Genomic DNA, 25,120 nt, shown 5'->3' with positions numbered 1-25,120 from the left:
CGTGAACCCGGAGCGGGCGGGGCCGCGCGGCGCGTGGGTCCGGAGGCTGTCGCGTCCGGTGTCAGCCGTCGAGCGCCGGGGAGCCCTCCCGTGCGCGGATCGCGTCCCGGTAGGCCCGCGCCGCCGCCCGCAGTGCCGCCTCCGGGTCCACGCCCTCGGCCTCGGCCCGCGCGGCCACGGCCAGCAGTTCGTACCCGACGCCCTCACCGCGGGGCAGCTCGACGTCGAGTCCCGCCGTGCGCGCCCGCGAGGCGAGCTTGGCCGCGAGCGCCAGGCCCGGCTGGCCCAGCGGTATGCCCTCCGTCACGGAGGTCCGGCGCTTCTCCTCGGCCTTCGTGCGCAGCCAGTGTTCCTTGACCTCTTCGGGGGTGGTGGCCGTCTCGTCGCCGAACACGTGCGGGTGGCGGTGGATCAGCTTGGCGACGATGCCGCCCGCCACGTCGTCGATCGAGAAGGGCTCGCTGCCGTCCTCGGGACGGCCCTCCTCCGCGATCCGGGAGTGGAAGACCACCTGGAGCAGGACGTCGCCGAGCTCTTCCCTCAGCTCGTCCCGGTCCCCCTCCTCGATCGCCTCGACCAGCTCGTAGGCCTCCTCGATCCCGTACTTCGCGAGGCCCTCGTGGGTCTGCCGGCACGACCAGGGGCATTCGACGCGGATGCGGTCCATGACCTGGACGAGGTCGAGGAGACGCGCGCCGGGCAGGTCGTACGAGGCGGGCAGCAGCTCCAGTTCCGGCATGTGGACCCGGCCGGAGCCGGCGAGCCGGGCGAGGCCGTCGGTGAGGCGGGGCTCGCCCTCGCCGGTGGCCACGACCACCACCGTGCGCCCGCCGCTACAGGCGTCGACGAGCTCCTGTGCGCCGGGGGAGTGCTCGGCGACGGTGACGCCGGCCTCCCGCAGGTAGGGCAGCTGCGGATGCGCGCCGTCCGCGCACAGCACCTGGTCGGCTGCGCGCAGCGCCTGCCAGGCCGGCCAGGACAGCAGTCCGGGCGCGACGCGGTGGCTGGTGGTGAGCAGGACGATACGGCCGGGGGCGGCGGGGCCGGCCGGGTCGGTCGCGTCGGGGCTGGTTGCGTTCACCCCTCGAACGTAACCCACGCCGCCGACGCCTCCGGAGTTGTCCACAGGCCCCCGTCCCGGCGCCGGACCCGCGTCCTCACGCCGACTGCGGGGTTTCCGCCGGTGTGACCTCCCGCAGCCACGGTGTCTTCGCGTCGACCCGGCCGCTCTTCTGCACGTCCCAGGCGCCGTAGCGCGGGTTCAGGTCGATGCGCAGTTCCTTGGAGGCCTCGGACATGGCCTTCCAGAACGTGGCCTTGCCGGCGGCGGTGTTCATGTCGGCGCCGAGCGAGGCGGCGACCTTCTGGGCCTCGATCTCGGTGCGGAGGTTCTCGTCGAGACGGGACGGTGCCACGCCGTACTGCTGCAGCCAGACGTTCTCCAGTCCGCGCGCGCCGCCCGCCTGCTGTTCCAGGGAGGCCCGCAGCTGCTGGACGTCCTTGCGGGTGACGCTGACGCCCGCGTCCTTCGCCGCCCGGTCGAGGACGTGGTCGAGGACCATGCCGTGCAGGGTGTCGCGGGTGAGGCTGCCGCTCTTGGCGATGGCCTGCTCGTACTGGGTCTCGTCCTTGGTGGCGGCCCGCTGGGCCGACCGCACCTCGTTCACCCGGCCCTCCAGCTGGGCGACGGTGATCCGCTGGCCCCCGACGACGGCCGCGGCGCCTGGATGCGCCTCGCCGCCGCACCCGGTGAGGAGGGGGGCCGCGGCGACGATCGCTGCGGTGAGGACGAACGCGGTGCGACGGCGGCGGTGCAAGGAAACCTCCCGAGGAGATTGTGCGGCGGTGCACAAAGTCTTGCGGTGATCGATGGTAGGCAGTGGCCCGGCTCTCGGCCAGCCATTCGACCAACGATTCGCGGAGAGTTCGGGTACCACCGCGCACCCGTGCGGTACGTGCCCCTCGTTCCCGGGCCCCGCCGCTCCGTCAGCCGCGCGCGCCGGCCTGTCGCTCGACCGCGCCCGCGATCTCGGCCCGCAGCCCGTCGCCGGGGCGCGCGAAGGTGATGTTGCCGGAGTTCCCGCCGCTCCCGGTGGCCCGCGAACCGTTCCCGCCGTCGCCGACGAGGACGAAGGCCACCGTCCGGTGCAGCGGTGCGGCCCGCTCGGCGGCCTGGACCTCGGGGGTCCCGGCCGCGAGCACCACGTCGCAGGAGCGCCGGAGCAGGCCGTCGAGGGAGCGCCGCGCGCCGGCCGCGGACTGTTCCCCGGTCACCGGTACGTGGCTCACGCGCACGCGGGTCCTCAGGGACGCGTCCCGCATGCCCTGCCAGACCTGGGCCGCCGTGGTCCCGGCCGTGATCCCGTCCTCGCCGGTGAGCAGACAGGCGTCGACGTCCTTGGAGGACCGGGCCCCGGTGTCGGGCGGCCGCCGCCCGGTCTCCGCTCGGGAGAGGAGGTACCCGGTGACGGCGACGGCCGCCACCACGGCCACCGCGACCGTCAGCAGGGCGATCGTGTACCCGCCCAGCTCCTGGAGCCACAGCCGCGCGGACCGGAGGGCGGTGGTGAACCGTGGCCGCGGCGACGCCCCGCGCGTCGTCTCCGCGCGCCGCGCCGGCGGTACCTGCCCGACCCGCTTGACCACTGGCTGCCCCGTGCTCCCTGTCGTCCCCGCCGCCCGTCGCCGCCCGGCGTGGCGTGTCCCCGGACGGACCGGCCGGCGGGGCCGGACCTTCCGGGCGCGCGCCGGGACGGCACCCGCCCCGCCGTCCGCGTCGTCGGGCTCAGCCGGTGATGGCGACCGGCGCGTCCCAGGCGTCCCGGTCCACCGTGATGGTGTAACCGCCGTACGTCTCCTTGCTGTTGACCATGTACTGGTGGGCGCGGCTGTGGTTGGTCCACCGGTCGGCGCCGAACGGCCAGTCCGCGGTCGTGGTGTTCTGCTTGTCCCACAGCGCGTACCAGAGGTTGCCCGGCAGGTTCGTGCGGTCGGTGGCGTCGGCGATCGCCTTCGCGCTGGAGCTGCGGAAGCCGTAGAAGCCGGCGCGGTACGTCTTGGCGTTGAGCGTCTTGTCGAAGGCCCGGACGTAGGTCAGCGTCGCGGTGTTGCACGACGTGTTCGTGATGTCGTACGACTCCATGTCCAGGTAGATCGGGCTGCCCGCCTTCATCCCCAGCGCGGACGCCTTGGCCACCGCGTCGGCGGCGTCGGTGGCGCCGAGCGAGGCGGCGTCGGACGTGGTGAGCTTCTCCGGGCTGGAGCCCGTCTGGCAGGAGGGCTGGGCGCCGACGTACAGCGGGATGAGCTTCCAGCCCAGCGCGCTCACCGACTTCACCCAGGACGCGGTGAGGTTGGGCTGGGCGCAGCCGCGGTTCTTGCCGCCGATGTACACGGCGGCCGCCCCGTAGAAGCCGGTGTGCCAGGCCTTCATCGCGTTCAGCGAGGGCGCGGCGCAGGTGTCGAACGCGCGGCCCGTGTAGGTGCGCTGGGCGGGCCAGGTGGTCGCGGCCATCGACGTCTGCGCCGCGATCCCGGCGCCCGCGACCACGGCGGCGCCCGCCGTCGCCCAGGCGATGTGACGGCCCTTCTTGGACATCCGATGACTGGACATCCCCACCCCGATCCATGACGAACGCGGACGGCGCCACGCGTGAACGCGCGCGGCCCGCGAACAGTTGAGAACTGCGAAGGAAGCCCCTGAGGCGGCGCCCGTCCCCGGCACACCGGCGAGCGGTGTCGGGCCCCCGGCGCCGGGGGCGGATCGCACCCTAACCGACGCCTCCCCCACCACCGGGAAAACCCAAGTCTCGATCGCCACAAGATTCCCTCAAGTCACCGCAAAGAACGCCAGATCAGAGACGGTGCCGACCTGTCCCCCCGGGCCCTGCGGCGGATCTTTGGCACCCCCAGACCCATGCATGGCCTGTACATGACCTATGCATGACCTGTGCGTGGTGTGCGCTCCCCTAGAGTCCGCTCGGCTCCACAGCCGCCACCCGTCTCACAGAGGACTCGAAGATCCACATGCGCCACCCGTCTCCGTACCGCGCCGCCGGCACCCTGTTCGCCGCCGCGGTGCTCCCGCTGGCCCTGGCGGCCTGTTCCTCCGGCACCTCCGGCACCTCCGGCACCTCGGGCCGTCCTTCCGCCGCCCCGACGAAGGCGGCCGAGGACCCCGACGCCGGTCTGCTGACGGGCGCCCGGCTGAAGAAGGCACTGGCGCCCGCGTCCTTCTTCGCCGCGGGCTTCTCGGTCGACCCCGACGGTGTCCGTGACTCCGGGGCGACGTACACCGCGCCCTCCGCGTCCGCGGTGCCGAAGCCCGACTGCTCCCTGCTCGGCGGCACCAGCTGGATATCCGTCACCGGCGTCTCCGGGGTGTCCTTCGCGCAGAACGACTACGTCAGCAGGACCACGTCGGAGGACATCGCCCAGGAGATCGACACCTTCCGCGGCACGACCTCGGCCAAGGTGCTGAAGGACCTGGAGAAGACCGCCGCCGCCTGCACGACCTTCACCGACGCGCAGACCCACAGCCGGGTGAAGGTCACCGGCTCCGCCGCCCCCGGCCTGGGCGACGCGGCGTACACCCTCACCCTGACCGACAGCGCCTGGCAGAACGGCACGACCCTGATCGCCGTACGCTCCGGCACCGACGTCGTCAGCGTCCTCTCCACCGACGGGCACGACAACGGAGCGGCCACGGCCGGGAAGCTCGCCGCGAGGATCGTCACGTCCCTGCGGGCCGAACACCAGCGCGCATGACCTCCCTAGTGGGAACATGACGGCTCGGAGGGTGTCCCCGGAGTGTCTTGGGGCGGCTCCGGGGATTCTCGGGGGTCTTGACAGTGAGCATGGACAAACGCCTGGAGGCCGGCTGGGCCCAGCGGATCGCCTGGTCGGTTCTCGCCGTGGGGTCGCTGGGTCTGCTGGTCTGGGTGCCGTTCCTGTACGTGGCGATCCGCCGCCGGCGGCGCTCGGACTGGGGTGCCTTCGCCGCGTTCCTGCTGTACGAGGTGGTGACGCTGCCGTGGGCGACCACCGACCAGAGCGACACGGGTGACCCCATCCTCGGACTGGTCGCGCTGGTCTGCATCGGCATGGCCGTGGGCATGCTGCTGTTCGCGGTGTTCGACAGACGGCAGCCCAGGTACGCGGCGGCCGGCCAGGGTCCGGTGCCCGGTCAGCTGCGGGGGCCCGTGCAGGGCCCCGCGCACGGGCAGGCCGGCCCGGTGCAGGGCAACCCGTACCTGCGCTAGCGGATGCGCGCGGCCGGCACCGGCGGGGCTCCACGGACCGCCCGGCCGGGCGGTTCCGGCCCCGCCCGGTGCCCCTCAGCCGCGCCGGGTGTTCCGCAGGACCCGTACGGCGGGCCAGGCCAGCAGCGCGCCGATCCCCCAGAGGAAGACGGTGACCGCCGCCCATTCGCCGAGGGAGGTCTCCGGGTCGGAGAAGCCGAAAACGGTGTACGCGAGGGCCGGCAGGGACCACAGCCCCGCGAGGAGACCGAAGACGACCAGCAGCGCGGTCTGCCCGCCGGTGCGCCGGACCGGTGCCTTGCCGCGCGCCTGCGCACCGGTCCCTTCGCCCCCGTCCGTCCCCGGTCGCGGCTGCCGGGGCGGCAGCCGGACCACCGCGCTCGGGTGCACCGCGGCGTCGACGGTCGCCATCGTGTGCGCGTCGACGCCGTACAGCCCCGGCTCCACCTCCACGGACAGCCCGTCGAGACCGATGAACCGGCGTCCGCCGTCGGGCCAGTTGAGCACGGCGGCGCACGCGCGGTGGAGCACGGTGGCCGTCCGGTCGCCCGTCGTCACGCTGACGCCCTCGCTCCCCACGATCAGCGACGGACCGCCCTTGTGCCGAGAGGCGAACGTGGTCCCCGTGGCCGCGTACGACGAGCCCGTCGGCGCCGCCGTGTACCCGGCCCAGTCGGCGTCATGACCCGCGGGCGCCTGCAACAGGGCGGTCCCGGCGGCCTCCAGCGCCACCCCGTACAGATGCCCCGGGGTGACGGCCCACAGTTCGGACCGCAGCTCGTCGAACCCGCGCGGCGGACGGTGCGCGAGAAGGTCCTCCGCGGCGCCGGGCAGCCGCCGGACCGCCGCGTCGTGCGCGGTCAGCGAGGCGTCGGCGCGGGCCCGTACGGCGTCCAGGTCGCCCTGCGCGATCCGGCCGGCCCGCAGCGCCGCGAGGACGTCCACGAAACCGCCCAGCACCGCGTCCTGTTTCGCGGGCAGCGCGTCCGCGAAGGCGGTGACGACCGCGAAGCCGTCCCGTCGTGACGTGTAGTCGGTGGCGGCCGTGTACGAGTAGCCGCCCTCCTGCCGCAGCGCCCGGGACAACTCCCGCTCCAGCACGCCCGCGTACAGCCGGGCCGCGGTGGAATCGGCCACCACGCTGTCCAGCAGGACACCGCCCTTGCCGTCCGAGAAATAGGCGGGGGTGGTGGGCAGGGCCGAGGTGACGGCGGGCATCGCGTGGCGCCGGCCGGCGGGCAGCTTGAGCGAGAGCCCGGCCGGCAGGCGTTCGCCCGCGATCCACAGCACGGCGTTGTCCCGGGTGAACCAGGTCCCCGCCCAGTGCCGCAAGTCGTCCGGGCGCAGATCCCGCACGCCCCATTCCGGGTAGCTGACCAGCCCGTACCCCTGCGCCCCGTAGCGCCACAGCGGCAGTTGGCCGGGTTCCCGGCGCGCCTCCTCGGTGCGCAGGATCTCCTTCTCGGTCTCCAGCCGCTCCATGGGCAGGTCGGTCAGGGAGGCGCACACGCCCTCCAGGTAGGCGACGATCTCGTGCTCCGCGCCCTCCGCGTGGAAGTGGGTGAACGCGCCCTTGGTCGCGCCGTTGAAGTGGTGGTCGGCGAGTCCCTGGCGGTGCAGGGCCAGATGCTCGACGAGGTGGGTGATGCCGGACCGGGCGAGGGTCTCGTCGGCGACTCCGACGCGGAAGACCAGTCCGGCGCGCATCGGCCCGGTGGCGTACGCGAAGAGGGTCGGTATGCCGTCGACCTCGGTGTGGTGCAGGGCCTGGCTCATCGGCTCAGCCTCTCCCGAACGCGGCGGAGCGGTGTCTGACGTAGGCCTCCGCGGGCTTCCCGAGATAGGTCCAGGGGTACTCGGAGGCGAGGTTGCCGAGCGCGCGGAAGTGCGTGGCGGCGCGGGCGGTGTCCCCGATCAGCGAGAAGAGCGCCGCGAAGTTGCCCTGCACCATGACCCAGCCGTACGCCGGCCGGTAGTGCGGGTGCAGCACGGACCGTTCGGCGGCCTCGACGAGTTCGGAATGGACATGGGACTGGCGCAGGTACGCGGTCCGCTCCTGCCCGGCGGGACGGTCGAGCCAGTGCTCCACATGCGCCTCCGCCACCAGACCGCCGCTGAGCGACCCTCCCGGCGCGCTCAGCAGGCACTCACGGGCGAAGCCGTGCGCCGCCTCCCAGCTGCCGCTCCACTTGGGGCACAACTGCTGGAGCAGCCGCGCCTGTCCGGTGTAGTGGTGCGGATGGTGGGCGGCCAGCCGGTCGTAGCGGCGCCGTGCCTCGTTCTGCCCGAGCTGCAGCCCCATGGCGGTGGTCAGACGCGAGGCCCAGGCCGCGTCGTACGCCGGGTCCAGGGCGGTGGCCCGGATGAGCAGCTGCTCCGCCTGCCGCAGATGCGCGTGCAGTCCCGCGAACTGCTCCCGGCTGACGTCCTTGGCGCGCGCGCTGCTGCGGATCTCCCAGCCCAGCTTCACTTCCCGCGTCCCGAGCAGTGTCAGGGCCAGTACGTCATGGGGGGCCGCGGCGACCATCTCGCGCAGCGGGTGTTCCACCCCGGGGATGTCGGCGATCACGCCGACGAGGAAGGACCTGTCGACGCCCTGCGGGAGCCCGTCCGCGTACTGCCTGATCCCGGCCCAGTCCCCCGCGGCGACGGCCTGCCGCAACCAGCCGGCCTCGGGAAAGGCCGAGGAGAGCTCGAAATCGGGGGTGAGAGGGGCGGTGCTTGGGGTGACATGGCGCGGATCTTAAGCGAGGTCTGTGACAACCGGGCAAGTGGATACCCGATGCGGTAATTCCGCGGCGCGTAAGGGACTTCGGCGGGCAAGGGTTCGTGGGGCGCGACTTCCCTCGTCCCACCCGTGTCCGCGGTGTCCGAGGGCTGCGCCCATTCCCCGGCGGCTATATACTCCGCCTGGCAAATCTGCCGTGCCGCGCTCGCACGCATCCCCGTTCGACAGCGCGCCCCCACGCACTCGCTCACCCGCCCGTCGGCATCGCCGTGGGTTCTTTTGCTCCGCCATTGCGCTCTCTTTGCGCGGCTTTTCCCTCTGCCTTTCTTTCTGAATACCAAGGAGTCCCCGTGTCCCTCAACTCGCGCCGCCGACGTCAACTGCTGGAGGCCACGGGACCCTTGCTGCTCCAGGGGGAACGGATCGAACTCGCCACGCTGGCGGCGGTCGGCACGGTGTCCGTCCGCCGGCAGGTGCTCACCGCGGCGGTGGTCGGCGTCCTCACGGCCGGAACGGTGACGGCCACGGTCAGACCGCGTCCGCTGTACATCGCCCTGACCGACCAGCGCCTGCTGTTCTTCGACGGGAACAACGGCGGAAAGCCCGGAAAACTCGTGATGAACCTGCCTCGCCCCTATGTCTCCGTCGGCGCGACGAAGAAGGGCCTCTTCGGCCTCACCCTGATAACCCAACTGTCCGTCGTGGAACAGATACAGGGCCTCAAACTGACCTTCCCCGCCCAGCACCGCGCGGACGGCCGCCAGTTCGTCTCGCATCTCCCGGTCACGCGCTGAACTCCGGATCCCCGTCCGCGGGAATTCCCGCGAAGGCGGCCGTCGAACCGAACGGGCGACGGCCGCCTTTCGTCGCCCTCGGACGGAACGAATGCGCGCCGAGGCGGAGTCCGCCGGGTCCGGGGCGCCCGCGCCGGACGCGCGTCGGCCGGGTCCGCCGGGTCCGGGTCAGTTCGCGTGGAACCGCTTCGGCGCCTGGGTCGGATTGCCGCCCTCGGGGAGCTTCTGGCCGGGGCAGCCGGAGAGCACCTTCTTCATCGCGGCCTTCTCCGCACCGGTCACCCACAGCCCGTACTTCTTCTTCACGGCCACCTGCGCCGCCACGTACGTGCAGCGGTACGTCTTGTCGGGCGGGAGCCAGGTCGCGGTGTCACCGTCACCCTTGCTGCGGTTGGTGCTCGCGTCGACGGACAGCAGGTTGAGCGGATCGTTGGCCAGGGCTATCCGCTTGCTGCCGTCCCAGTACTTGGCGCCCTTCTGCCAGGCGTCCGACAGCGCGACGAGGTGGTCGATGTCCACCAGACTGCGGCCCCGCTTGTACGTCACGTGCTTGCCGGAGTACGGGTCGGGGTCGAGCGTGCCGGACGCCACGCGGCAGCTGCCGCCGGTGTACTTCACGTCCTTGAGGTCCCGTTTGAGGATGTCGTCGCGGGTGTCGCACTTGTTCGAGTCGGTGTCGGCCCAGGCCGTGCCGAACCTCTCCCTGCTGTACCCCGTCTTGGGCGCACGCCCCTTGACGGTCAGCGAGTCCACCGCGCTGAGCGCGGCACCGCCGCCGGCCCCGGAACCCGTCGGCCCCGCCGCCCCGCCCATGTCCTCCTTGCAGCCGCTGACTCCGGCACCGACGGCGAACACCATCAGCGCGGCCACGGCCGCCCCACCCCTCCGACGCACCACGACGCCCCTCCCCTTGCCTCCCCGGGTCCGCCCTGTACGGGCGTATCTCCCCAGGTGCCCACCGTAGCCGCCGGTATGCCGGGGCCATACCAGTACTCAACGGGCAACTGGCGCACGCCGGGCGTATCGTCGGTGGTGACGCACCTCCGGAAGGAGTTCCGCATGGGCATCTTCGACAGGTTCAAGGACCATGCGAGGTCCAAGGGCAAGGGCATGTCCGACAACGCCGAACGGGACGTCAACAAGAGGACGGGCGACAAGTACACCGGTCAGGCCGACGACGCCCAGCAGCGGATCGAGGGCGCGACGGGCCTGGGCGGTGACCGACCCGAACGTCCCGACCGACCGGACCAGCGGTAGCCCCTCGGGCGCCGTCCCACGGGCCCCGCCCCCGGCCGCGCGGACCCGGTCGGCCGGACCGCTCCGCGCCGCGGAACGCTGCCCACGTCCCGACATCGAGCAACCGAGACACCGAAGCCGTCCGTGAAGCACCACTCCCGCGGACGGCTTCCCCTGTGACACGGCCGCCAAGCCCGCACGGCTCGCACCACCGAGCAGCACGGCTCGCCCGCCCCACGCAACCGCGCCGCCACCGCGCCCCGTCCCGCGCCGGGACCTGCCGCGCCGGCCGTCCCTTCTCCCGCGCGCGACGCCCGTGCGCGTCACACCCGGCCGATACCGAGGGTCGACTCCGCGGGCAGCAGGCCCGAGCCCAGCACCGCGACCCAGAACTCTCCGAGCAGTTCGACGAGACGGGCACGGTCGGCCGCGGCGAGGATCCCCCAAGGGGCGGCGGCGAGTTCGTCCGTGCGCCGCTCGACCTCGGCGCGGAGTCCGCGTCCGGCGGGCGTGACCGTTCCCGACTCCGTCAGCAGGCCGCGCACGGACAGCCGTTCGCTTGCCGCGCGCCACTCCTCGGCGCTCCAGCCACGGCTGCCGAAGCGCTCCACGGAGGCCGCACCGACCGCCGCGAACGAGACCAGGGCCTCGACGGGGTCGAGCCCGGCGACCAGCAGCGCCGCGAGGTGCCCGTCACCGCGGTGCTCGCGCACGATCGTCGCCGCGTGCCACAGCTGGAGGTGCGGCGCCTCGGGCCAGGGCAGCTCCGCGTTCGCGGCGGCCAGGGGACGGCCCGCCGTGTTCGCGGCTTCGGCGACGCGACGCAACAGGGCGGCGGACTCGACGAGTTCGGGGCTCGTGACCCGGTCGCCGAATATCGCGCGGTACGCACGGTCCATGCCCCGCTCCCTCGCTCTCAGCACGTCCACCGGATCCGCCACGGTCCAGGCGCGGTCGATGTGCGCGGCGACCATGCGCGGACTGAAGCTGTAGAAGGCGGAGGCCACCCGCTCACCACCGGCCGCTCCCAGGGGCGCGGCACGGAACGGGAAGTACGACGGCCAGCGCTCGTCCGTCCCGTAACCGAGCGCGGCCGCCTCTTCGAAGACCTGCGGCGCGTAGTAGAGCACCGCGTGCAGGGGCTCCAGCAGATGCCACAGCCGGCGCACCTCGGCGGGATCGGCCTCGTCACCGCCCCGGACCGCTTCCCGCCCGGCCGCGGCCTTCTCCGCCCCGCCACCGGCTCCCTCGCCGCTCCACGTCATGACACCGCCCCCGTCCATGCCCAGTCGGCACCCGGCCGACCCCCGCCCGACAACTTGACATTGACAAGATTGCCTCGCCCGACCGAACTTGTCAATGCCTAGATACGGCGTACGCTGACGACCATGGAGACCACGACCCCCCGCCCGTACCACCACGGCGACCTGCGGCGCGCCATCCTGAGCGCCGCCCTGGACGTCATCGCGACGGCGGGTCCGTCCGCGCTCAGCCTGCGTGACCTGGCCCGCAGGGCGGGTGTCTCGCACGCGGCACCGGCCCACCACTTCAAGGACCGCACGGGCCTGCTCACGGCGATCGCGGCCGAGGGGCACGGACTGCTGGCCGCCTCGCTCACCGAGGCCGCGGACCTGCGGGAGGCGGGTGTCCGCTACGTGCGGTTCGCGCGCGAGCACCCGGCGCACTTCCAGGTGATGTTCGCCCCGGAGCTCCTGCGGGCGGACGACGTGGAGCTCACCACCGCCAGGGCCCTGACGGCCGACAGCCTGCGCCGCGCCGTCGCCGCCCGGCGCCCGGGTCCGGACGCCGACCCCGGTCTCGCCGGAGTCGCCGCCTGGTCCCTGGCCCACGGCTTCGCGACCCTGCTCCTCAGCCACAACCTGGACGGTCCGCTCGACGGCCAGGACCCCGAGGAGACCTTCCGCACCCTGACCGGAATGCTGTTCGCGCCACCGCCCGCGTGACCCGGGCCGGGGCACCGGCGACGCGGCCCGCGACACCCGCGCGCCCGCACACGCCACCGGCGTGCCCCGGACCACCTGCGCGACCCGCCCCGCCACCGGCCAGGCGGCCAGACCCCGCCGCCACCACCCGGGCGGCGAGGCACCGCCGCCACCGCCTCCCCCGGGGCGCCGGATCCGCCGCTACGACCCGAGCACCGTCGCCAGGAACTCCCCGGTCCACCCCAGCAACTCCCGCCCGACCAGCGGCTTCCCGCCCACCTTCGCGGTCTTCGGGCGGGGGACCAGGAGCTGGTGGGCGGCCGGCTTGATGACCGTGCCGGGGTACAGCCGCTGCAGGCGCAGCTCCTGCGACTCCCGCAGCTCCGCCGGCGCGAAGCGGATGTTGGTGCCCTGGAGCACGACCTCGCCGACCCCGCACGCCCGCGCGAGCATCCGCAGTCCGGCGACCAGCAGCAGGTTCTCCACCGGCTCGGGCAACTTGCCGTAGCGGTCGACGAGTTCCTCCCGCACGGACTTCACGTCCTCCTCCGTGTTGGCGGAGGCGATCGCGCGGTAGGCCTGCAGCCGCAGCCGCTCGCCCGGCGCGTAGTCGTGCGGGACGTGGGCGTCGACCGGCAGTTCGATCTTGACCTCCAGCGGCGGCTCCTCCTCCACACCGCCCTCCAGCGAGGCCCGGTAGTCGGCGACCGCCTCACCGACCATGCGGACGTACAGATCGAAGCCGACGCCGGCGATGTGGCCGGACTGCTCGCCGCCGAGCAGGTTTCCGGCGCCGCGGATCTCCAGGTCCTTCATCGCGACGTACATGCCCGCGCCCATCTCGGTGTGCTGGGCGATGGTCGCGAGCCGCTCGTGCGCCGTCTCCGTGAGGGGCTTCTCCGGCGGGTAGAGGAAGTACGCGTAGCCGCGCTCCCGGCCTCGCCCGACCCGGCCGCGCAGCTGGTGCAGCTGCGAGAGGCCGAAGTTGTCGCCGCGCTCCACGATCAGCGTGTTGGCGTTGGAGATGTCGATGCCGGACTCGACGATCGTCGTCGAGACGAGCACGTCGAACCTCTTCTCCCAGAAGTCGACGACGACCTGCTCCAGGGCCTGTTCCGACATCTGGCCGTGGGCCGTCGCGATGCGCGCCTCGGGCACGATCTCCCGCAGCCGGGCGGCCGCGCGGTCGATGGACTCGACGCGGTTGTGGATGTAGAAGACCTGGCCCTCGCGCAGCAGTTCGCGCCGGATCGCGGCGCCGATCTGCTTCTCCTCGTAGGGGCCGACGAAGGTCAGCACCGGGTGCCGTTCCTCCGGCGGGGTGGTGATCGTGGACATCTCGCGGATGCCCGTGACCGCCATCTCCAGGGTGCGCGGGATCGGGGTCGCCGACATCGTCAGGACGTCGACGTTGGCGCGCAGCTTCTTCAGCTGCTCCTTGTGCTCGACGCCGAACCGCTGTTCCTCGTCGACGATGACCAGGCCCAGGTCCTTGAACTTCGTCTCCGAGGAGAACAGGCGGTGGGTGCCGATGACGACGTCCACCGAGCCCTCGCGCAGCCCCTCCAGGACCGCCTTGGCCTCCGTGTCCGTCTGGAAGCGCGACAGCGCCCGGACGTTCACCGGGAACTGCGAGTAGCGCTCGCTGAAGGTGCCGAAGTGCTGCTGCACGAGGAGCGTCGTCGGGACGAGCACGGCGACCTGCTTGCCGTCCTGCACCGCCTTGAAGGCCGCGCGGACGGCGATCTCCGTCTTGCCGTACCCCACGTCGCCGCAGACCAGGCGGTCCATCGGGACCGTCTTCTCCATGTCCTCCTTGACCTCGGCGATGGTCGTGAGCTGGTCGGGGGTCTCCGCGTACGGGAAGGCGTCCTCCAGCTCGCGCTGCCAGGGCGTGTCGGAGCCGAAAGCGTGCCCGGGGGCCGCCATGCGCGCGCTGTACAGCTTGATCAGGTCCGCGGCGATCTCCTTGACCGCCTTCTTCGCGCGGGCCTTGGTCTTCGTCCAGTCGGCGCCGCCGAGGCGGTGCAGGGTCGGTGCCTCGCCCCCGACGTACTTGGTGATCTGTTCCAGCTGGTCGGTCGGGATGTAGAGGCGGTCGCCGGGCTGGCCGCGCTTGGCCGGGGCGTACTCGACGACCAGGTACTCGCGGGTCGCGCCCTGCACGGTCCGCTGGACCATCTCGATGTAGCGGCCGACGCCGTGCTGCTCGTGCACGATGTAGTCGCCGGCTTCGAGGGTGAGCGGGTCGATGGTCTTGCGGCGGCGGGCGGGCATGCGCGCGCCGTCCTTGCCGGCCGCCTTCTGGCCGGAGAGGTCGGTCTCGGTGAGGACGGCGAGCTTGAGCGCCGGGTCCACGAAGCCGTAGTCGATCGAGCCGCAGGAGACGTGCACGACGGACGGGCCGATGTCCGCCAGGTCGGTCTCCAGACGGGCCGCGATGCCCTCACCGCCGAGCACCTCGACGGTCCGGGCGGCGGGGCCGTGCGCCTCGGTGACGTACACCGTGCGCCAGCCCTCGGCGAGCCAGCCCTTGGTGTCGGCGAGGGCGCGGGCGGTGTCGCCGCGGTAGGTCTCGGGGGCGTGCATGCCGAGCTTGAGGGTGTCGGCGTCGCCCGCTGTGCCGGAGCTCTCGGTGAACGACTCGTCGGCCGCGAACGGTGACACCGACCACCACATCATGTCCAGCTCACGGGCCCGGTCACGGACGTCCGCGATGGACCACAGGGAGGCCGCGTCCACGTCGATGGGGGCCTCGCCGCCGCCCGCGGTCGCGGCCCAGGACGCCTGGAGGAACTCCTGCGAGGTCGCCACCAGGTCCGCGGCCCGGGTCCGTACCCGCTCCGGGTCGCACACCACGGCCATGGAGCCCTCGGGCAGCACGTCGAGCAGCAGCTCCATGTCGTCGACCAGGACCGGGGCCAGCGACTCCATGCCCTCGACGGCGATGCCCTCGGCGATCTTGCCGAGCAGTTCGCCCAGTTCGGGGTGGTCCTCGGCGAGCCGGGCGGCCCGCTGCCGTACGTCGTCGGTGAGCAGCAGTTCACGGCAGGGGGGCGCCCACAGTCCGTGGTCGGCGACCTCCAGGGAGCGCTGGTCGGCGACCTTGAAGTAGCGGATCTCCTCGACGTCGTCGCCCCAGAACTCCACCCGGAGCGGGTGCTCCTCGGTGGGCGGGAAGACGTCGAGGATGCCGCCGCGGACCGCGAACTCGCCACGCTTCTCGACCAGTTCGACCCGGGAGTAGGCGGCTGCGGCGAGCGCTTCGACGACGGCGCCGAGGTCGGCGCTCTGGCCGGTGCGCAGCGCGACCGGTTCCAGGTCTCCGAGGCCCTTGACCTGTGGCTGGAGCACGGAGCGGACGGGGGCGACGACGACGGAGACCGGGCCGGTCTCGGGGTCGTCGGGGCGCGGGTGGGCGAGGCGCCGCAGGACGGCGAGGCGGCGGCCGACTGTGTCGGAGCGGGGGGAGAGGCGCTCGTGGGGGAGGGTCTCCCAGGAGGGGTAGTCCGCGACCGAGTCGGGGGGCAGGAGCGATCTGAGCGCGGCGGCAAGGTCCTCGGCCTCGCGTCCCGTGGCCGTGACCGCCAGTACGGTCCGGCCGGTCTCGCGGGCGAGCGCGGCCACCGCGAAGGGGCGGGCGGCGGGCGGTCCCACCAGGTCGACGTGCATCCGGATCTCGCCGGTCGCGGCCTTCACCGCTTCCGCGAGAGCGGCGTCCTTGACGACGGCGTCGAGCAGACCGTGCAGGCTCATGAAGGGCTTCCATCCGGAGAGTGGGCAACGCGAAGGGCCCGACACGTCGCCACGGGCCGGGGATCTCCAGCCTACGACGGCGCGCCCCCTCCCGCCGGGCCTGTGGACAACGCCCGGCCCGCGCCGCCGTCCCCGGCACCACGACGGGCCCGGCCGGAGAGGTGTTCACCTCTCCGGCCGGGCCCGTTCCCCCGCGACCCCCGTACGCGGCGGCCTCGCGGTCCGGCGGCCTCCGAGTCACCCCGGCCACCTCCGGTCACCTTCCGCCACTTCCGATCACTTTCGGTCAACGGATGGTCGGCAGGCGCTCGTCCGGAGATCGCCGGACGATCGCCGGACCTTCGTCAGTCGCTCGCGATCGCGTTCAGCACGTTCATCCGGCCCGCCCGGAACGCCGGGATCAGGGCGGCGAACAGGCCCACGAACGCCGAGCCGACGAAGACCGCGCCGATGGTGCCCCAGGGGATCTCCAGGACCTTCAGCCCCTCCAGGGCCAGCAGCTTCTGGGCGGTGGCGCCCCAGGCCATGCCCAGTCCGAGGCCGAGCAGGGCTCCGAAGAGCGCGATGACGACCGACTCCAGCCGGATCATGCGGCGCAGCTGGCGACGGGAGAGACCGATGGCCCGCATCAGGCCGATCTCGCGCGTCCGCTCCACCACCGACAGGGCCAGCGTGTTGACCACCCCGAGGACCGCCACCACGATCGCGAGGGCGAGCAGGCCGTAGACCATGTTCAGGAGTTGGCCGATCTGGTCCTTCAGTTCCTGCTTGTAGTCGGTCTGGTCACGGACCTCGTACTGCGGGTAGCCGGCCAGCGCCTTCTTGAGGGCGGCGTAGGCGGTCTTCTCCTGGCCGGCCTTGGCGGTGGCGAACATGATCTGGTCCGGCGGGATCCGGTCGGCCGGGAGGTACTTGCGCATGGTCTCGGTGCTGACGTAGCGCGCGCCCTGGTCGATGGCCACGTCGTCGTCGGTGATCGCGGCGATCCTGAGCTTCGCCGTGCTGCCGCCCTTGAAGGCGACGGTCAGGGTGTCCCCGACCGCGACATGGTGCTTGGCGGCGAAGTCGGACCCGACGGACATGGAGTCCTTGCCGTAGGCGGCGGTCAGGTCACCGGCCGTCGTCTTGCGGTGCAGGTCCTGCGCGTAGGTGGGGTCGGCGGCGGTGACGCCGTCGCTGTCCGAGGAGCCGTCCGGGGCGACGAGCTTCGCCTCGATGTCCCGGTAGTGGGTGACGTGCGTCAGACCGGGCGTGGACTCGATGGCCTTCGCCGCCTGCGGGACGATCCGCTGGTTGCCCTGGACGATGAAGTCGGTGCCGACCGTCCGGTCGAGTTCGTCGGTCGCGGAGGCGACCATCGAGGAGCCGACGACGGAGAGGCAGGCGACCAGCGCGAGGCCGATCATGAGGGCCGCGCCGGTGGCACCGGTACGGCGCGGGTTGCGCAGGGCGTTGCGCTCCGCCATCCGGCCGACCGGGCCGAAGAAGCGCAGCAGCACCGCGCTGATGACCCGGACCACACCCCCGGCGAGCAGCGGGCCGATGATGACGAACCCGATCAGGGTCAGGACCACACCGGCGCCAAGGACCAGTGAACCGTCGCTCGCCTTGTCCGCGCCGGCCGCCGTGAAGAGCGCGAAGGCTCCGGCGCCGGTGAGGACCAGGCCGATGATGCCGCGGACGAGACCGGCCCGGCCGTCGGCGGGGGTCCCGGCGTCGCGCAGCGCGGCCATCGGGGAGACCTTGCCCGCCCGGCGGGCGGGCAGATAGGCGGCGAGGACGGTGACGACGACTCCGAGGAGGAGTCCGATGACCGGGGTGGTCGCCTTCACGGTCAGGTCGCGGGTGGACAGGTCCATGCCCGCCGCCGACATGAGCTTCATCAGGCCGACCGCGAGGCCGACACCGGCGCCGACGCCGAGGACCGAGCCGAAGACCCCGAGCAGGGTCGCCTCGATGAGCACGGACCGGTTGACCTGCTTGCGGGAGGAGCCGATGGCCCGCATCAGGCCGATCTCGCGGGTGCGCTGGGCGACCAGCATCGAGAAGGTGTTGATGATCAGGAAGATGCCGACCAGGAAGGCGATGCCGGCGAAGCCGAGCATGGCGTACTTGATGACGTTCATGAAGGAGCCGACACCGGAGCGGTTCTCGTCCGCGTTCTCCTTCTGCGTCTGCACCTTGTACGGCGTCCGGGCGGTGGTGTCCGCGGCGAGCGTGGCGGTGACGTTCCGCTTGAGCTGCGCGTCGGTGACGCCGCTCGCGGCCGAGACGTTGATCTGGGTGAACCGGCCGGTGGTGCCGAGCAGTTCGCGCTGTGCGGTGGCGGTGTCGAAATAGACGACGGCGGCACCGGGGTTGGTCACCTTGAAGGTGGCGATGCCGACGATCCGGGCCTTGAAGTCCCCGGTGACGGCGATGGTGCGCAGTTCGTCACCGAGCTTGAGGTGGTGCTTCCCCGCGGTGTCGGCGTCGACCATGGTCTCGGTCGGCCCGCGCGGGGCGTGACCGGTGGTGATCTCCATCGAACGCAGGTCGTTGCGTGTCCAGTTGCCCGCGATGGTCGGGGCGCCGGTGCTGGAGCCCATGTTCTTGTTCGCGCTGTTCACGACGGTCACGTTCATGGAACTGACCGCGCCCTCGGCGTACTTGACGCCGTCGGCCTTCGCGGTGCGGGTCAGCGCGGAGGCGGGGAGCGACTCCGGCCGGCCGTTCTGGGGGGTGCCGTCGGACTTGGCGGCCTTCGGCGAGACCGTCACGTCGGAGGAGGTCGCGGCGAACAGCTTGTCGAAGGTCGTGTTCATGGTGTCGGTGAACACCAGCGTGCCGCAGACGAAGGCGACGGACAGCAGGACCGCGACGGCGGAGAGCGCCATCCGCCCCTTGTGCGCGAAGAAGTTGCGCATCGAGGTCTTCAGGACGGTCATGACGTACGCCCCCGGGCGTCGAAGTCCTTCATGCGGTCGAGGACCTGGTCGGCCGTCGGCTGGTGCATCTCGTCGACGATCCTGCCGTCCGCGAGGTAGAGGACGCGGTCCGCGTACGAGGCGGCCACCGGGTCGTGGGTGACCATCACGATGGTCTGGCCGAGCGAGTCCACGGAGCGGCGCAGGAAGCCCAGGACCTCGGCGCCGGCCCGTGAGTCGAGGTTGCCGGTCGGCTCGTCGCCGAAGATGATCTCGGGCCGGGCGGCGAGCGCCCGGGCCACCGCCACGCGCTGCTGCTGGCCGCCGGAGAGCTGGGTCGGCCGGTGCTTGAGCCGGTCGGCGAGCCCGACGGTCTCCACGACCTGGCTCAGCCACGCCTTGTCCGGCTTGCGGCCGGCGATGTCCATCGGGAGCGTGATGTTCTCCAGCGCGTTCAGCGTCGGCAGCAGGTTGAACGCCTGGAAGATGAAACCGATCCGGTCGCGGCGCAGCTGCGTGAGCTTCTTGTCCTTGAGGCCGGTGATCTCGGTCTCGTCGAGGTGGATCTGTCCGCTCGTCACGGTGTCGAGCCCGGCGAGGCAGTGCATCAGGGTGGACTTGCCGGACCCGGAGGGGCCCATGATCGCGGTGAACTGCCCCCGCGCTACGTCCACGTCGATGTGGTCCAGGGCGACGACGCGGGTCTCTCCGGACCCGTACGCCTTCACGACCTGCCGCGCTCGCGCGGCAACGGCCGTACGCCCTCCAGTGCCCCCGTGCCTGGGAATGGTCACAGCCGATGTCACGGTAAGTCTCCTAAGTCGGTCGGCGGACGAGCCGGTCGGTCCGCGGATGCGGTGGCGGGCTGTCCCGAGCTGATGCGGTGCTCGTGGCTACGTCGGTAAGTCTGGCGGCCGGGGGTGCTGCGGCGCGCTGGTGCCCAGCGCAGTCTTCTGCTGGGGAAAACCCCACCCCCGGGAGTGCGGTCCGTACGACCCCCGTACGTCCCGACCGCCTCCCGGCCGCTCGTCAGCGGCGTAAAGCCAGGTTAAGGAAGCGCACCGCCCCGTCTCCTCCTCCAGCGGTACGAACCCTCCCCGAGCCCTGGTACGGAGGTACCCCTAGGGGTTGTCCACCCTCCGGTGGAGTCGTTCTCGGGGTCGGCTCCACCCGCGGGGCCGCGGGCCCGTGGCCCGCTGCCGCCCTGCCACGACGTCAGGGTCGGGTGAGAGGGTGGCCCGAGGCGATGGATGCAAGGGGAAGGAATTCCGTGGACCAGGGGGACACCGGGATACGCACCGCGGGGACACTGCGTCCGCAGGCTCCCGCGGACCGCAGGGGCGCGGTCGTCGCGGCGCTCATGCTCGCCATGGCGCTCGCCGCGCTGGACTCCACCGTCGTGTCGACCGCCGTGCCGCAGATCGTCGGCGACCTGGGCGGTTTCTCGGTCTTCTCCTGGCTGTTCTCCGGCTATCTGCTCGCCGTGACGGTCACCCTGCCGGTGTACGGGAAACTGTCGGACACCTTCGGCCGCAAGCCGGTGCTGATCACGGGCGCCGTCGTCTTCCTCCTCGGTTCCCTGCTCTGCGCCACCGCCTGGAACATGGCCGCGCTCATCGTCTTCCGGGTCGTCCAGGGGCTGGGCGGCGGTGCGCTGCAGGGCACGGTGCAGACGCTCGCCGCCGACCTCTACCCGCTCAAGGAGCGCCCGAAGATCCAGGCCAGGCTGTCCACGGTGTGGGCGACCTCGGCGGTGGCCGGACCGGCGCTCGGCGGTGTGCTCGCCGCGTACGCGGACTGGCGCTGGATCTTCCTGATCAATCTGCCGATCGGCGCGCTCGCCCTGTGGCTGATCGTCCGTCATCTGCACGAGCCGGTACGGGAGTCCGCCGGGCGGGGGCGGATCGACTGGGCGGGCGCGCTCGCCGTCTTCGCCTGCGGGGGCGTCCTGCTGACCGCGCTGGTGCAGGGCGGGGTGGCCTGGGACTGGCTGTCGGCCCCCTCGCTCGCCCTGTTCGGTGCCGGACTCGCGCTGGTCGGGGCCGTCGTGGTGATCGAGCGCCGGGCGGCCGAGCCGATCATCCCCGGGTGGGTGTGGCGGCGCCGCACGATCGCCGCGGTGAACCTGGCGCTGGGCGCGCTGGGGCTGCTCATGGTGGCCCCGTCGGTGTTCCTGCCCACGTACGCGCAGGCGGTCCTGGGCCTGGCGCCGGTCACCGCCGGGTTCGTACTGTCCGTGTGGACCCTGAGCTGGCCGGTCTCCGCGGCGCTCAGCCAGCACGTCTACCGGCGGATCGGTTTCCGCCGCACCGCGATGGCCGGCATCGGCGCCGCGGCCCTGATCCTGCTGGCCTTCCCCTTCCTCCCCTATCCGGGCTCGCCCTGGCAGCCGGCCCTGCTGATGCTGCTGCTGGGCGGCGCCCTGGGCCTCTTCCAGCTCCCCCTGATCATCGGTGTCCAGGCGACGGTCGGCTGGGAGGAGCGCGGCACCACGACCGCGTCCGTCCTCTTCTGCCGCCAGACCGGCCAGACCGTCGGCGCGACCCTGTTCGGGGCCATCGCCAACGGGGTGCTGGCGGCGCGGCTCGGCGGGGCCGGGGACCTGGACGCGGTGACACGGGCGCTGGACTCGGGCGCGCCGGGCGAGCGGGTGCGGCACGCTGTCGCCGACGCGGTCCACGCCGTGTATCTCGGCGCCGCGTGCGCCGCCGTGCTCGCCTTCCTGGTGCTGCTGTTCGTGGCGCCGAAGCGCTTCCCGGTCCTCGACAACCCCGCGGACTGAGGGCGTCGCCCGCGCCGCCGGGCACGCGTGCCGGCGGGACCTGAGTCCGTCCGGCGGCGGGGCAGGCGAGGTGCGGCAAGGCGCGGCGAGGTGAGGCGCATGGTTGCGAACACCCCCCACCCCCGACACCACACACCTACCTCTTCACACTTCCGTCACAGAGGTTCACTCGGGTAACACCCCAGGTCAGCGAAGTAAGCGCATACCGACCGATCAGTTCGCCGAAACCCGCCCACCAAGGGCTACTTGCGAGTAGCGTGCCTCGCTCACCCCCCTGCTCCCTGCGGTCCGCACCGGACCCGAGCCACGCAAGGAGAACCGGGATGCCAGACGCGTTCTCGTCCCCCGAGCACCAGACGCCGCACCGACCACCCGGACCGCCCCCGTATCCGCCGCCGTACCCGCCCCGGAACCCACCGCCCGCCGCGCGCCCGTCCCCGCTCCATGACCCGTATCCGGACGCGTATGCGGAGTCGTATCCCCAGCGCGCCCCGGACCCCCGTCCGCACCCGCACCCGGACCCGTATCCGGAGTTCCGCGACGGACCCGCCCCGCACTCCCCCGCGTACGCCACCTACCCCTGGCAGCCGCGGCCGCCGGAGCCACCGCGCACCCGGCGGCCGCGGCACCACGCACTGGGGCAGCACAGCGACATCCGGCTGCTGCGCGGCGCCTACCGCCGTCAGCGGCGCGTGGCGACGCTCACGGCGCTCGGGTACTTCACCCTCTTCCTGCTCCTGTCGGCGTTCGCGCCGGGCCTGATGACGAGCACGGTCTCCGGCGGCCTGCCGACCGGACTGCTCCTCGGGCTGCTGCAGGTGCCCGTGACCTGCCTGGCGATCGGGGTGTACGAGTACACGGCCCGCCGGGGCGTCGACCCGGTCGCGGACCGGATCCGCAGGCAGAGCGAGCTGGACGCGATCCGGGAGGCGGCCCGATGACCGGGGCGGCCGGGACCGGCGGGACCGGGTTCAGCAGTTCCGCGCAGGCCATGTCGCTGGTCGCGTTCACCGCGGTCACCACGGTCACGCTGCTGCTGTGCGTGATGACGGGGCCGGACCGCGACGACCTCGACGAGTTCTACACGGGGTACGGGTCGCTCTCACCGATGCGCAACGGCCTCGCGATCGCCGGGGACTACATCTCGGCGGCGACCGTGCTCGGCACCGGCGGAGTCATCGCGCTCACCGGCTACGACGGGGTCGTGCTCGCGCTGAGCACGGCGCTCTCCCTGATGCTGCTCATGTTCCTGCTGGCCGAACCGCTGCGGAACGCGGGCCGGTTCACCATGGGCGACGCACTCGCGCGCCGGATGCCGGGCCGTGCCGTACGGGTCACCGCGTGTGCCGCGACCATCGTCGCGCTGCTGCCCCTCATGCTGGTCCAACTGGCGGGCACCGGCGACCTGCTGGCGTTCATCCTCGGGTTCTCCGGCGATTCGCTGAAGACCGGCTGCATCGTCGGGCTCGGCACGCTGATGATCGGCTACGCGGCGATCGGGGGCATGAAGGGCACCGCCCTCATCCAGATCCTGAAGATCGTGATGCTGCTCGGCTCGGGCACCGTGATCGCCCTGCTCATCCTGAACCGCTTCGACTGGGACCCGGGGGCGCTCTCCCGGGCGGCTGCCGACCACAGCGGGGTCGGCAGCGCGTTCCTCCACTCCGGTCTGCAGTTCTCCGGCGGCCCCAGCCCCCGCCTGGACATGATCACTTCGGAGCTGACGGTGGTCCTGGGCGGCGCCTGCCTCCCGCACGTCACCATGCGCATGTACACCGCGGGCAGCGCCCGCCAGGTACGCCGCTCGCTGTCCTGGGCCGTGCCGTGCGTGGCCCTCTTCGTCCTGGTCATCACGGTCGTCGGCTTCGGGGCCACGGCGCTGATCGGACGCGGGGTGATCGCGCGCGCCGACCCGCAGGGCAACACGGCCTATCTGCTGGGCTCGCGGGCCGTGTTCGGACCGGACGTGTCGACCGCCGAGACGCTCCTGTTCACCACGGTCACCACGGCCATCTTCCTGACCGTGCTCGCCTCCGTCGCCGGGATGATCCTGGCCTGCGCCAACTCCCTGGCGCACGACGTGTTCGCGCACGCCCGGCTCTTCCGGGGACGCAGGCGCGACGACGAACTGTCCCCCCGCCGCGAGATGCTGCTCGCCCGGCTGTCGGCCCTCGCGGTCGGCGCGCCGGCGATCCTGCTGGCCACCCTCGTCCAGCACCGCAGCCTGCAGCCGCTGATCACGCTCTCGTTCTGCCTGGGCGCCTCCGCGCTGGCGCCCGCGCTGGTCTACGGGCTGTTCTGGCGCCGCTACACCCGTACGGGCCTGCTGTGCACCCTCATCGGGGGCTCGCTGACCGTCCTGGTCCTGATGACCGGCACCAACCTGGTCTCGGGTTCGCCCACCTCCGCGTTCCCCGAGGCCGACTTCAACTGGTTCCCGTTCACCACGACCGGGCTGGTGTCGATCCCCCTGGGCTTCGCGTACGGCTGGCTGGGAACCGTGGTCTCCGGCCGCCGGAAGTCGGAGGAACAGCGCAGGCAGTACGAGGCGGTGGAGGGCTGGATCCTGGCGGGGGCGGTGCGCTCCCCCGGGCGCACGGGGTCGCGCGGGGCGCGCTGAGGGCACCTCCGGCCGTTCCGTGTCCCGGCGCGCACTGTGCGCCTCCCGCCGCCCCGGCCGCGCGCCGGCTACTCCACCGGTGCGCGGCCCGTCAGGGTCATGAGGCTGGACCGTACGTGGTCCATGTGGGCCCGCACGTCGTCCCACCGCTCGCCGTGCTCGCGCAGCACCCGCTCGGTCTCCCGGACGATCCGCTCCTCCCGCGCCCGTGCCCCGGCGAGCAGTTCGGCGGCCCTCGCCTCCGGCTCCTCCTGTGCGAGCCGGGCCTCCTCCTCGGCCCGGGCACGGGCGCTTCGGGCCTCGGCGAGCGCGGCCTCGGCGCGGGCCGTCCGCTCCGCGTGGTGCGCCGCGAACGCCTCCGCCCGCCCGGCGGCCACGCGCTCGGCCTCCTCCCGGCGCCCGGCGTGCTCCCTCTCGCGTTCGGCGAGGAGCACCTCCGTGCGCCGGCGCACCTCGCGCAGCGCGGCCAGCGCCCGTGTGCGGTTCTCCTTGATCTCACGGCGGGCGGCGATCCGTGCGCCGTCGGCCTCGGCGCGGGCGGCGAGCAGTCGCCGCCGGGCGTGCTCGTCGGCCTCGGCGCGCACCCCGTCGGCGTACTCCCGGGCGGTCTCGCGGACCCGCCGCCCCGCCGCCTCGGCCTCGTCGACGGCATCCGCGGCCTCGCGGCGCGCGGTCTCGCGCACGGCCGCGGCCTCCTCCTCGCCGAGCTCGAAGAGCCGGCGGGCGCGTTCGCCGAGCGTGTCGTAGGTCTGCGGGGCGAGGCGGGCCACGGCCTCGCGCAGCCGCCGCGCCTCCGCGTCCATCTCCTTGGCCAGGACCGTCAGCCGGGCGGCGCGCTCCCAGGCCGCGTCGCGGTCCCGTGAGAGGGCTCCGGCGCAGGCGTCGACCTGTTCGGGGCGGTAGCCGCGCCCCCGTACCGACGGGAAGCCGTGCGGCGACACCGATGCGCTGCTCATCCCTGGACCCCTCTCCGATGCGCGCCGTGCGCCGTGATTCGTCGACATCATGTGGCGCATATCCTGATGGATAAGGCGTAAGTGTTCATAACGCGACACTCCGCCCGCCGGTTCCGGTCGAGGGAAGCAAAAAATGGG

General features: G+C 72.6%; 20 protein-coding genes. 8 read left to right on the top strand and 12 right to left on the bottom strand.

Translation table 11 applies throughout. The features are described 5' to 3' along the window. Positions 1-61: 61 nt before the first annotated feature. The 4 genes from OG776_RS24725 to OG776_RS24710 all read right to left on the bottom strand — a co-directional run bounded on the left by OG776_RS24725 (position 62) and on the right by OG776_RS24710 (position 3,613). Complete coding sequence (locus OG776_RS24725; RefSeq protein WP_329322545.1) at positions 62-1,081, bottom strand: nucleoside triphosphate pyrophosphohydrolase; 1,020 nt, start codon at positions 1,079-1,081, stop codon at positions 62-64. Positions 1,082-1,157: 76 nt separating this feature from the next. Further along, complete coding sequence (locus tag OG776_RS24720; protein ID WP_148012476.1) at positions 1,158-1,817, bottom strand: SurA N-terminal domain-containing protein; 660 nt, start codon at positions 1,815-1,817, stop codon at positions 1,158-1,160. Between the two features lie 169 nt (positions 1,818-1,986). Next, positions 1,987-2,646 (bottom strand): hypothetical protein, encoded by a 660-nt coding sequence (locus tag OG776_RS24715; RefSeq protein ID WP_261994859.1) that lies wholly within the window; start codon positions 2,644-2,646, stop codon positions 1,987-1,989. Between the two features lie 139 nt (positions 2,647-2,785). Beyond that, positions 2,786-3,613 (bottom strand): glycoside hydrolase domain-containing protein, encoded by an 828-nt coding sequence (locus tag OG776_RS24710; protein WP_329322544.1) that lies wholly within the window; start codon positions 3,611-3,613, stop codon positions 2,786-2,788. A 413-nt stretch (positions 3,614-4,026) separates the two neighbouring features. Here OG776_RS24710 and OG776_RS24705 point away from each other — a divergent pair, with 413 nt between their 5' ends. Together OG776_RS24705 and OG776_RS24700 are read left to right on the top strand one after the other, a co-directional pair. After that, positions 4,027-4,767, top strand: coding sequence for a hypothetical protein (locus tag OG776_RS24705; RefSeq protein ID WP_329322543.1), 741 nt, complete (start codon positions 4,027-4,029; stop codon positions 4,765-4,767). Positions 4,768-4,856: 89 nt separating this feature from the next. Next, a complete protein-coding gene (locus OG776_RS24700; RefSeq protein WP_148012473.1) occupies positions 4,857-5,261 on the top strand; it encodes a hypothetical protein in 405 nt (134 codons plus the stop codon). A gap of 75 nt (positions 5,262-5,336) precedes the next feature. Here the strand turns inward: OG776_RS24700 and OG776_RS24695 are convergent, their stop codons facing one another. After that, positions 5,337-7,037 carry an insulinase family protein gene (locus tag OG776_RS24695; RefSeq protein ID WP_329322542.1) on the bottom strand — a complete coding sequence of 567 codons (1,701 nt, stop codon included), beginning with the start codon at positions 7,035-7,037 and terminating at the stop codon, positions 5,337-5,339. 4 nt (positions 7,038-7,041) lie between these two features. Next, entirely contained in the window at positions 7,042-7,923 is an 882-nt protein-coding gene (locus OG776_RS24690; RefSeq protein WP_329322541.1) for a hypothetical protein, read from the bottom strand. 416 nt (positions 7,924-8,339) lie between these two features. Here OG776_RS24690 and OG776_RS24685 point away from each other — a divergent pair, with 416 nt between their 5' ends. After that, complete coding sequence (locus tag OG776_RS24685; protein WP_148012470.1) at positions 8,340-8,783, top strand: hypothetical protein; 444 nt, start codon at positions 8,340-8,342, stop codon at positions 8,781-8,783. Between the two features lie 168 nt (positions 8,784-8,951). Here the strand turns inward: OG776_RS24685 and OG776_RS24680 are convergent, their stop codons facing one another. Next, positions 8,952-9,680, bottom strand: coding sequence for an HNH endonuclease family protein (locus OG776_RS24680; protein ID WP_329322540.1), 729 nt, complete (start codon positions 9,678-9,680; stop codon positions 8,952-8,954). A 162-nt stretch (positions 9,681-9,842) separates the two neighbouring features. Between OG776_RS24680 and OG776_RS24675 the strand changes: the two genes are divergently transcribed. After that, positions 9,843-10,040 (top strand): antitoxin, encoded by a 198-nt coding sequence (locus OG776_RS24675; RefSeq protein ID WP_148008778.1) that lies wholly within the window; start codon positions 9,843-9,845, stop codon positions 10,038-10,040. 302 nt (positions 10,041-10,342) lie between these two features. Here the strand turns inward: OG776_RS24675 and OG776_RS24670 are convergent, their stop codons facing one another. Further along, entirely contained in the window at positions 10,343-11,284 is a 942-nt protein-coding gene (locus OG776_RS24670; protein ID WP_261994487.1) for an SCO6745 family protein, read from the bottom strand. Between the two features lie 123 nt (positions 11,285-11,407). On the opposite strand from OG776_RS24670, the gene OG776_RS24665 reads away from it, so the two are divergent. After that, positions 11,408-11,983 (top strand): TetR/AcrR family transcriptional regulator, encoded by a 576-nt coding sequence (locus OG776_RS24665; RefSeq protein ID WP_329322539.1) that lies wholly within the window; start codon positions 11,408-11,410, stop codon positions 11,981-11,983. 180 nt (positions 11,984-12,163) lie between these two features. Here OG776_RS24665 and mfd read toward each other — a convergent pair whose 3' ends face one another. From mfd to OG776_RS24650, 3 genes are all read right to left on the bottom strand, one after another. After that, positions 12,164-15,718 carry a transcription-repair coupling factor gene (gene mfd, locus OG776_RS24660; RefSeq protein ID WP_329322538.1) on the bottom strand — a complete coding sequence of 1,185 codons (3,555 nt, stop codon included), beginning with the start codon at positions 15,716-15,718 and terminating at the stop codon, positions 12,164-12,166. Positions 15,719-16,062: 344 nt separating this feature from the next. Next, a complete protein-coding gene (locus tag OG776_RS24655; protein ID WP_148008780.1) occupies positions 16,063-18,645 on the bottom strand; it encodes an ABC transporter permease in 2,583 nt (860 codons plus the stop codon). Beyond that, positions 18,642-19,430: an ABC transporter ATP-binding protein gene (locus tag OG776_RS24650; RefSeq protein WP_148008781.1), complete on the bottom strand. Its 789-nt coding sequence runs from the start codon at positions 19,428-19,430 to the stop codon at positions 18,642-18,644. The genes OG776_RS24655 and OG776_RS24650 overlap by 4 nt, the downstream gene beginning before the upstream one ends. A 440-nt stretch (positions 19,431-19,870) precedes the next feature. Here OG776_RS24650 and OG776_RS24645 point away from each other — a divergent pair, with 440 nt between their 5' ends. From OG776_RS24645 to OG776_RS24635, 3 genes are all read left to right on the top strand, one after another. Next, complete coding sequence (locus OG776_RS24645; protein WP_148008782.1) at positions 19,871-21,406, top strand: MFS transporter; 1,536 nt, start codon at positions 19,871-19,873, stop codon at positions 21,404-21,406. Positions 21,407-21,729: 323 nt separating this feature from the next. Then, the gene (locus OG776_RS24640) at positions 21,730-22,347 is read left to right on the top strand and encodes a DUF485 domain-containing protein (protein ID WP_329322537.1); all 618 of its coding nucleotides are present in this window, start codon (positions 21,730-21,732) and stop codon (positions 22,345-22,347) included. Next, positions 22,344-24,026, top strand: coding sequence for a sodium/solute symporter (locus OG776_RS24635; RefSeq protein WP_148008783.1), 1,683 nt, complete (start codon positions 22,344-22,346; stop codon positions 24,024-24,026). Before OG776_RS24640 ends, OG776_RS24635 begins: the two co-directional genes overlap by 4 nt. Positions 24,027-24,094: 68 nt before the next feature. Here OG776_RS24635 and OG776_RS24630 read toward each other — a convergent pair whose 3' ends face one another. Beyond that, positions 24,095-24,982 (bottom strand): cellulose-binding protein, encoded by an 888-nt coding sequence (locus OG776_RS24630; protein ID WP_329322536.1) that lies wholly within the window; start codon positions 24,980-24,982, stop codon positions 24,095-24,097. Positions 24,983-25,120 lie beyond the last annotated feature (138 nt).

The organism is Streptomyces sp. NBC_01689, from assembly GCF_036250675.1.
Taxonomy (GTDB): Bacteria; Actinomycetota; Actinomycetes; order Streptomycetales; family Streptomycetaceae; genus Streptomyces.
The sequence above is the reverse complement of the archived record's forward strand: the minus strand, read 5'-3'. Positions and strand labels throughout refer to the sequence as shown.

Excerpts from the sequence above, each read along its gene's own strand:
- mfd (WP_329322538.1), bottom strand. The coding sequence starts at position 15,718 with ATGAGCCTGCACGGTCTGCTCGACGCCGTCGTCAAGGACGCCGCTCTC.
- OG776_RS24675 (WP_148008778.1), top strand. The coding sequence starts at position 9,843 with ATGGGCATCTTCGACAGGTTCAAGGACCATGCGAGGTCCAAGGGCAAG.
- OG776_RS24700 (WP_148012473.1), top strand. The coding sequence starts at position 4,857 with ATGGACAAACGCCTGGAGGCCGGCTGGGCCCAGCGGATCGCCTGGTCG.
- OG776_RS24640 (WP_329322537.1), top strand. The coding sequence starts at position 21,730 with ATGCCAGACGCGTTCTCGTCCCCCGAGCACCAGACGCCGCACCGACCA.
- OG776_RS24630 (WP_329322536.1), bottom strand. The coding sequence starts at position 24,982 with ATGAGCAGCGCATCGGTGTCGCCGCACGGCTTCCCGTCGGTACGGGGG.
- OG776_RS24645 (WP_148008782.1), top strand. The coding sequence starts at position 19,871 with ATGGATGCAAGGGGAAGGAATTCCGTGGACCAGGGGGACACCGGGATA.
- OG776_RS24655 (WP_148008780.1), bottom strand. The coding sequence starts at position 18,645 with ATGACCGTCCTGAAGACCTCGATGCGCAACTTCTTCGCGCACAAGGGG.
- OG776_RS24710 (WP_329322544.1), bottom strand. The coding sequence starts at position 3,613 with ATGTCCAGTCATCGGATGTCCAAGAAGGGCCGTCACATCGCCTGGGCG.
- OG776_RS24635 (WP_148008783.1), top strand. The coding sequence starts at position 22,344 with ATGACCGGGGCGGCCGGGACCGGCGGGACCGGGTTCAGCAGTTCCGCG.
- OG776_RS24670 (WP_261994487.1), bottom strand. The coding sequence starts at position 11,284 with ATGACGTGGAGCGGCGAGGGAGCCGGTGGCGGGGCGGAGAAGGCCGCG.
- OG776_RS24705 (WP_329322543.1), top strand. The coding sequence starts at position 4,027 with ATGCGCCACCCGTCTCCGTACCGCGCCGCCGGCACCCTGTTCGCCGCC.
- OG776_RS24695 (WP_329322542.1), bottom strand. The coding sequence starts at position 7,037 with ATGAGCCAGGCCCTGCACCACACCGAGGTCGACGGCATACCGACCCTC.
- OG776_RS24665 (WP_329322539.1), top strand. The coding sequence starts at position 11,408 with ATGGAGACCACGACCCCCCGCCCGTACCACCACGGCGACCTGCGGCGC.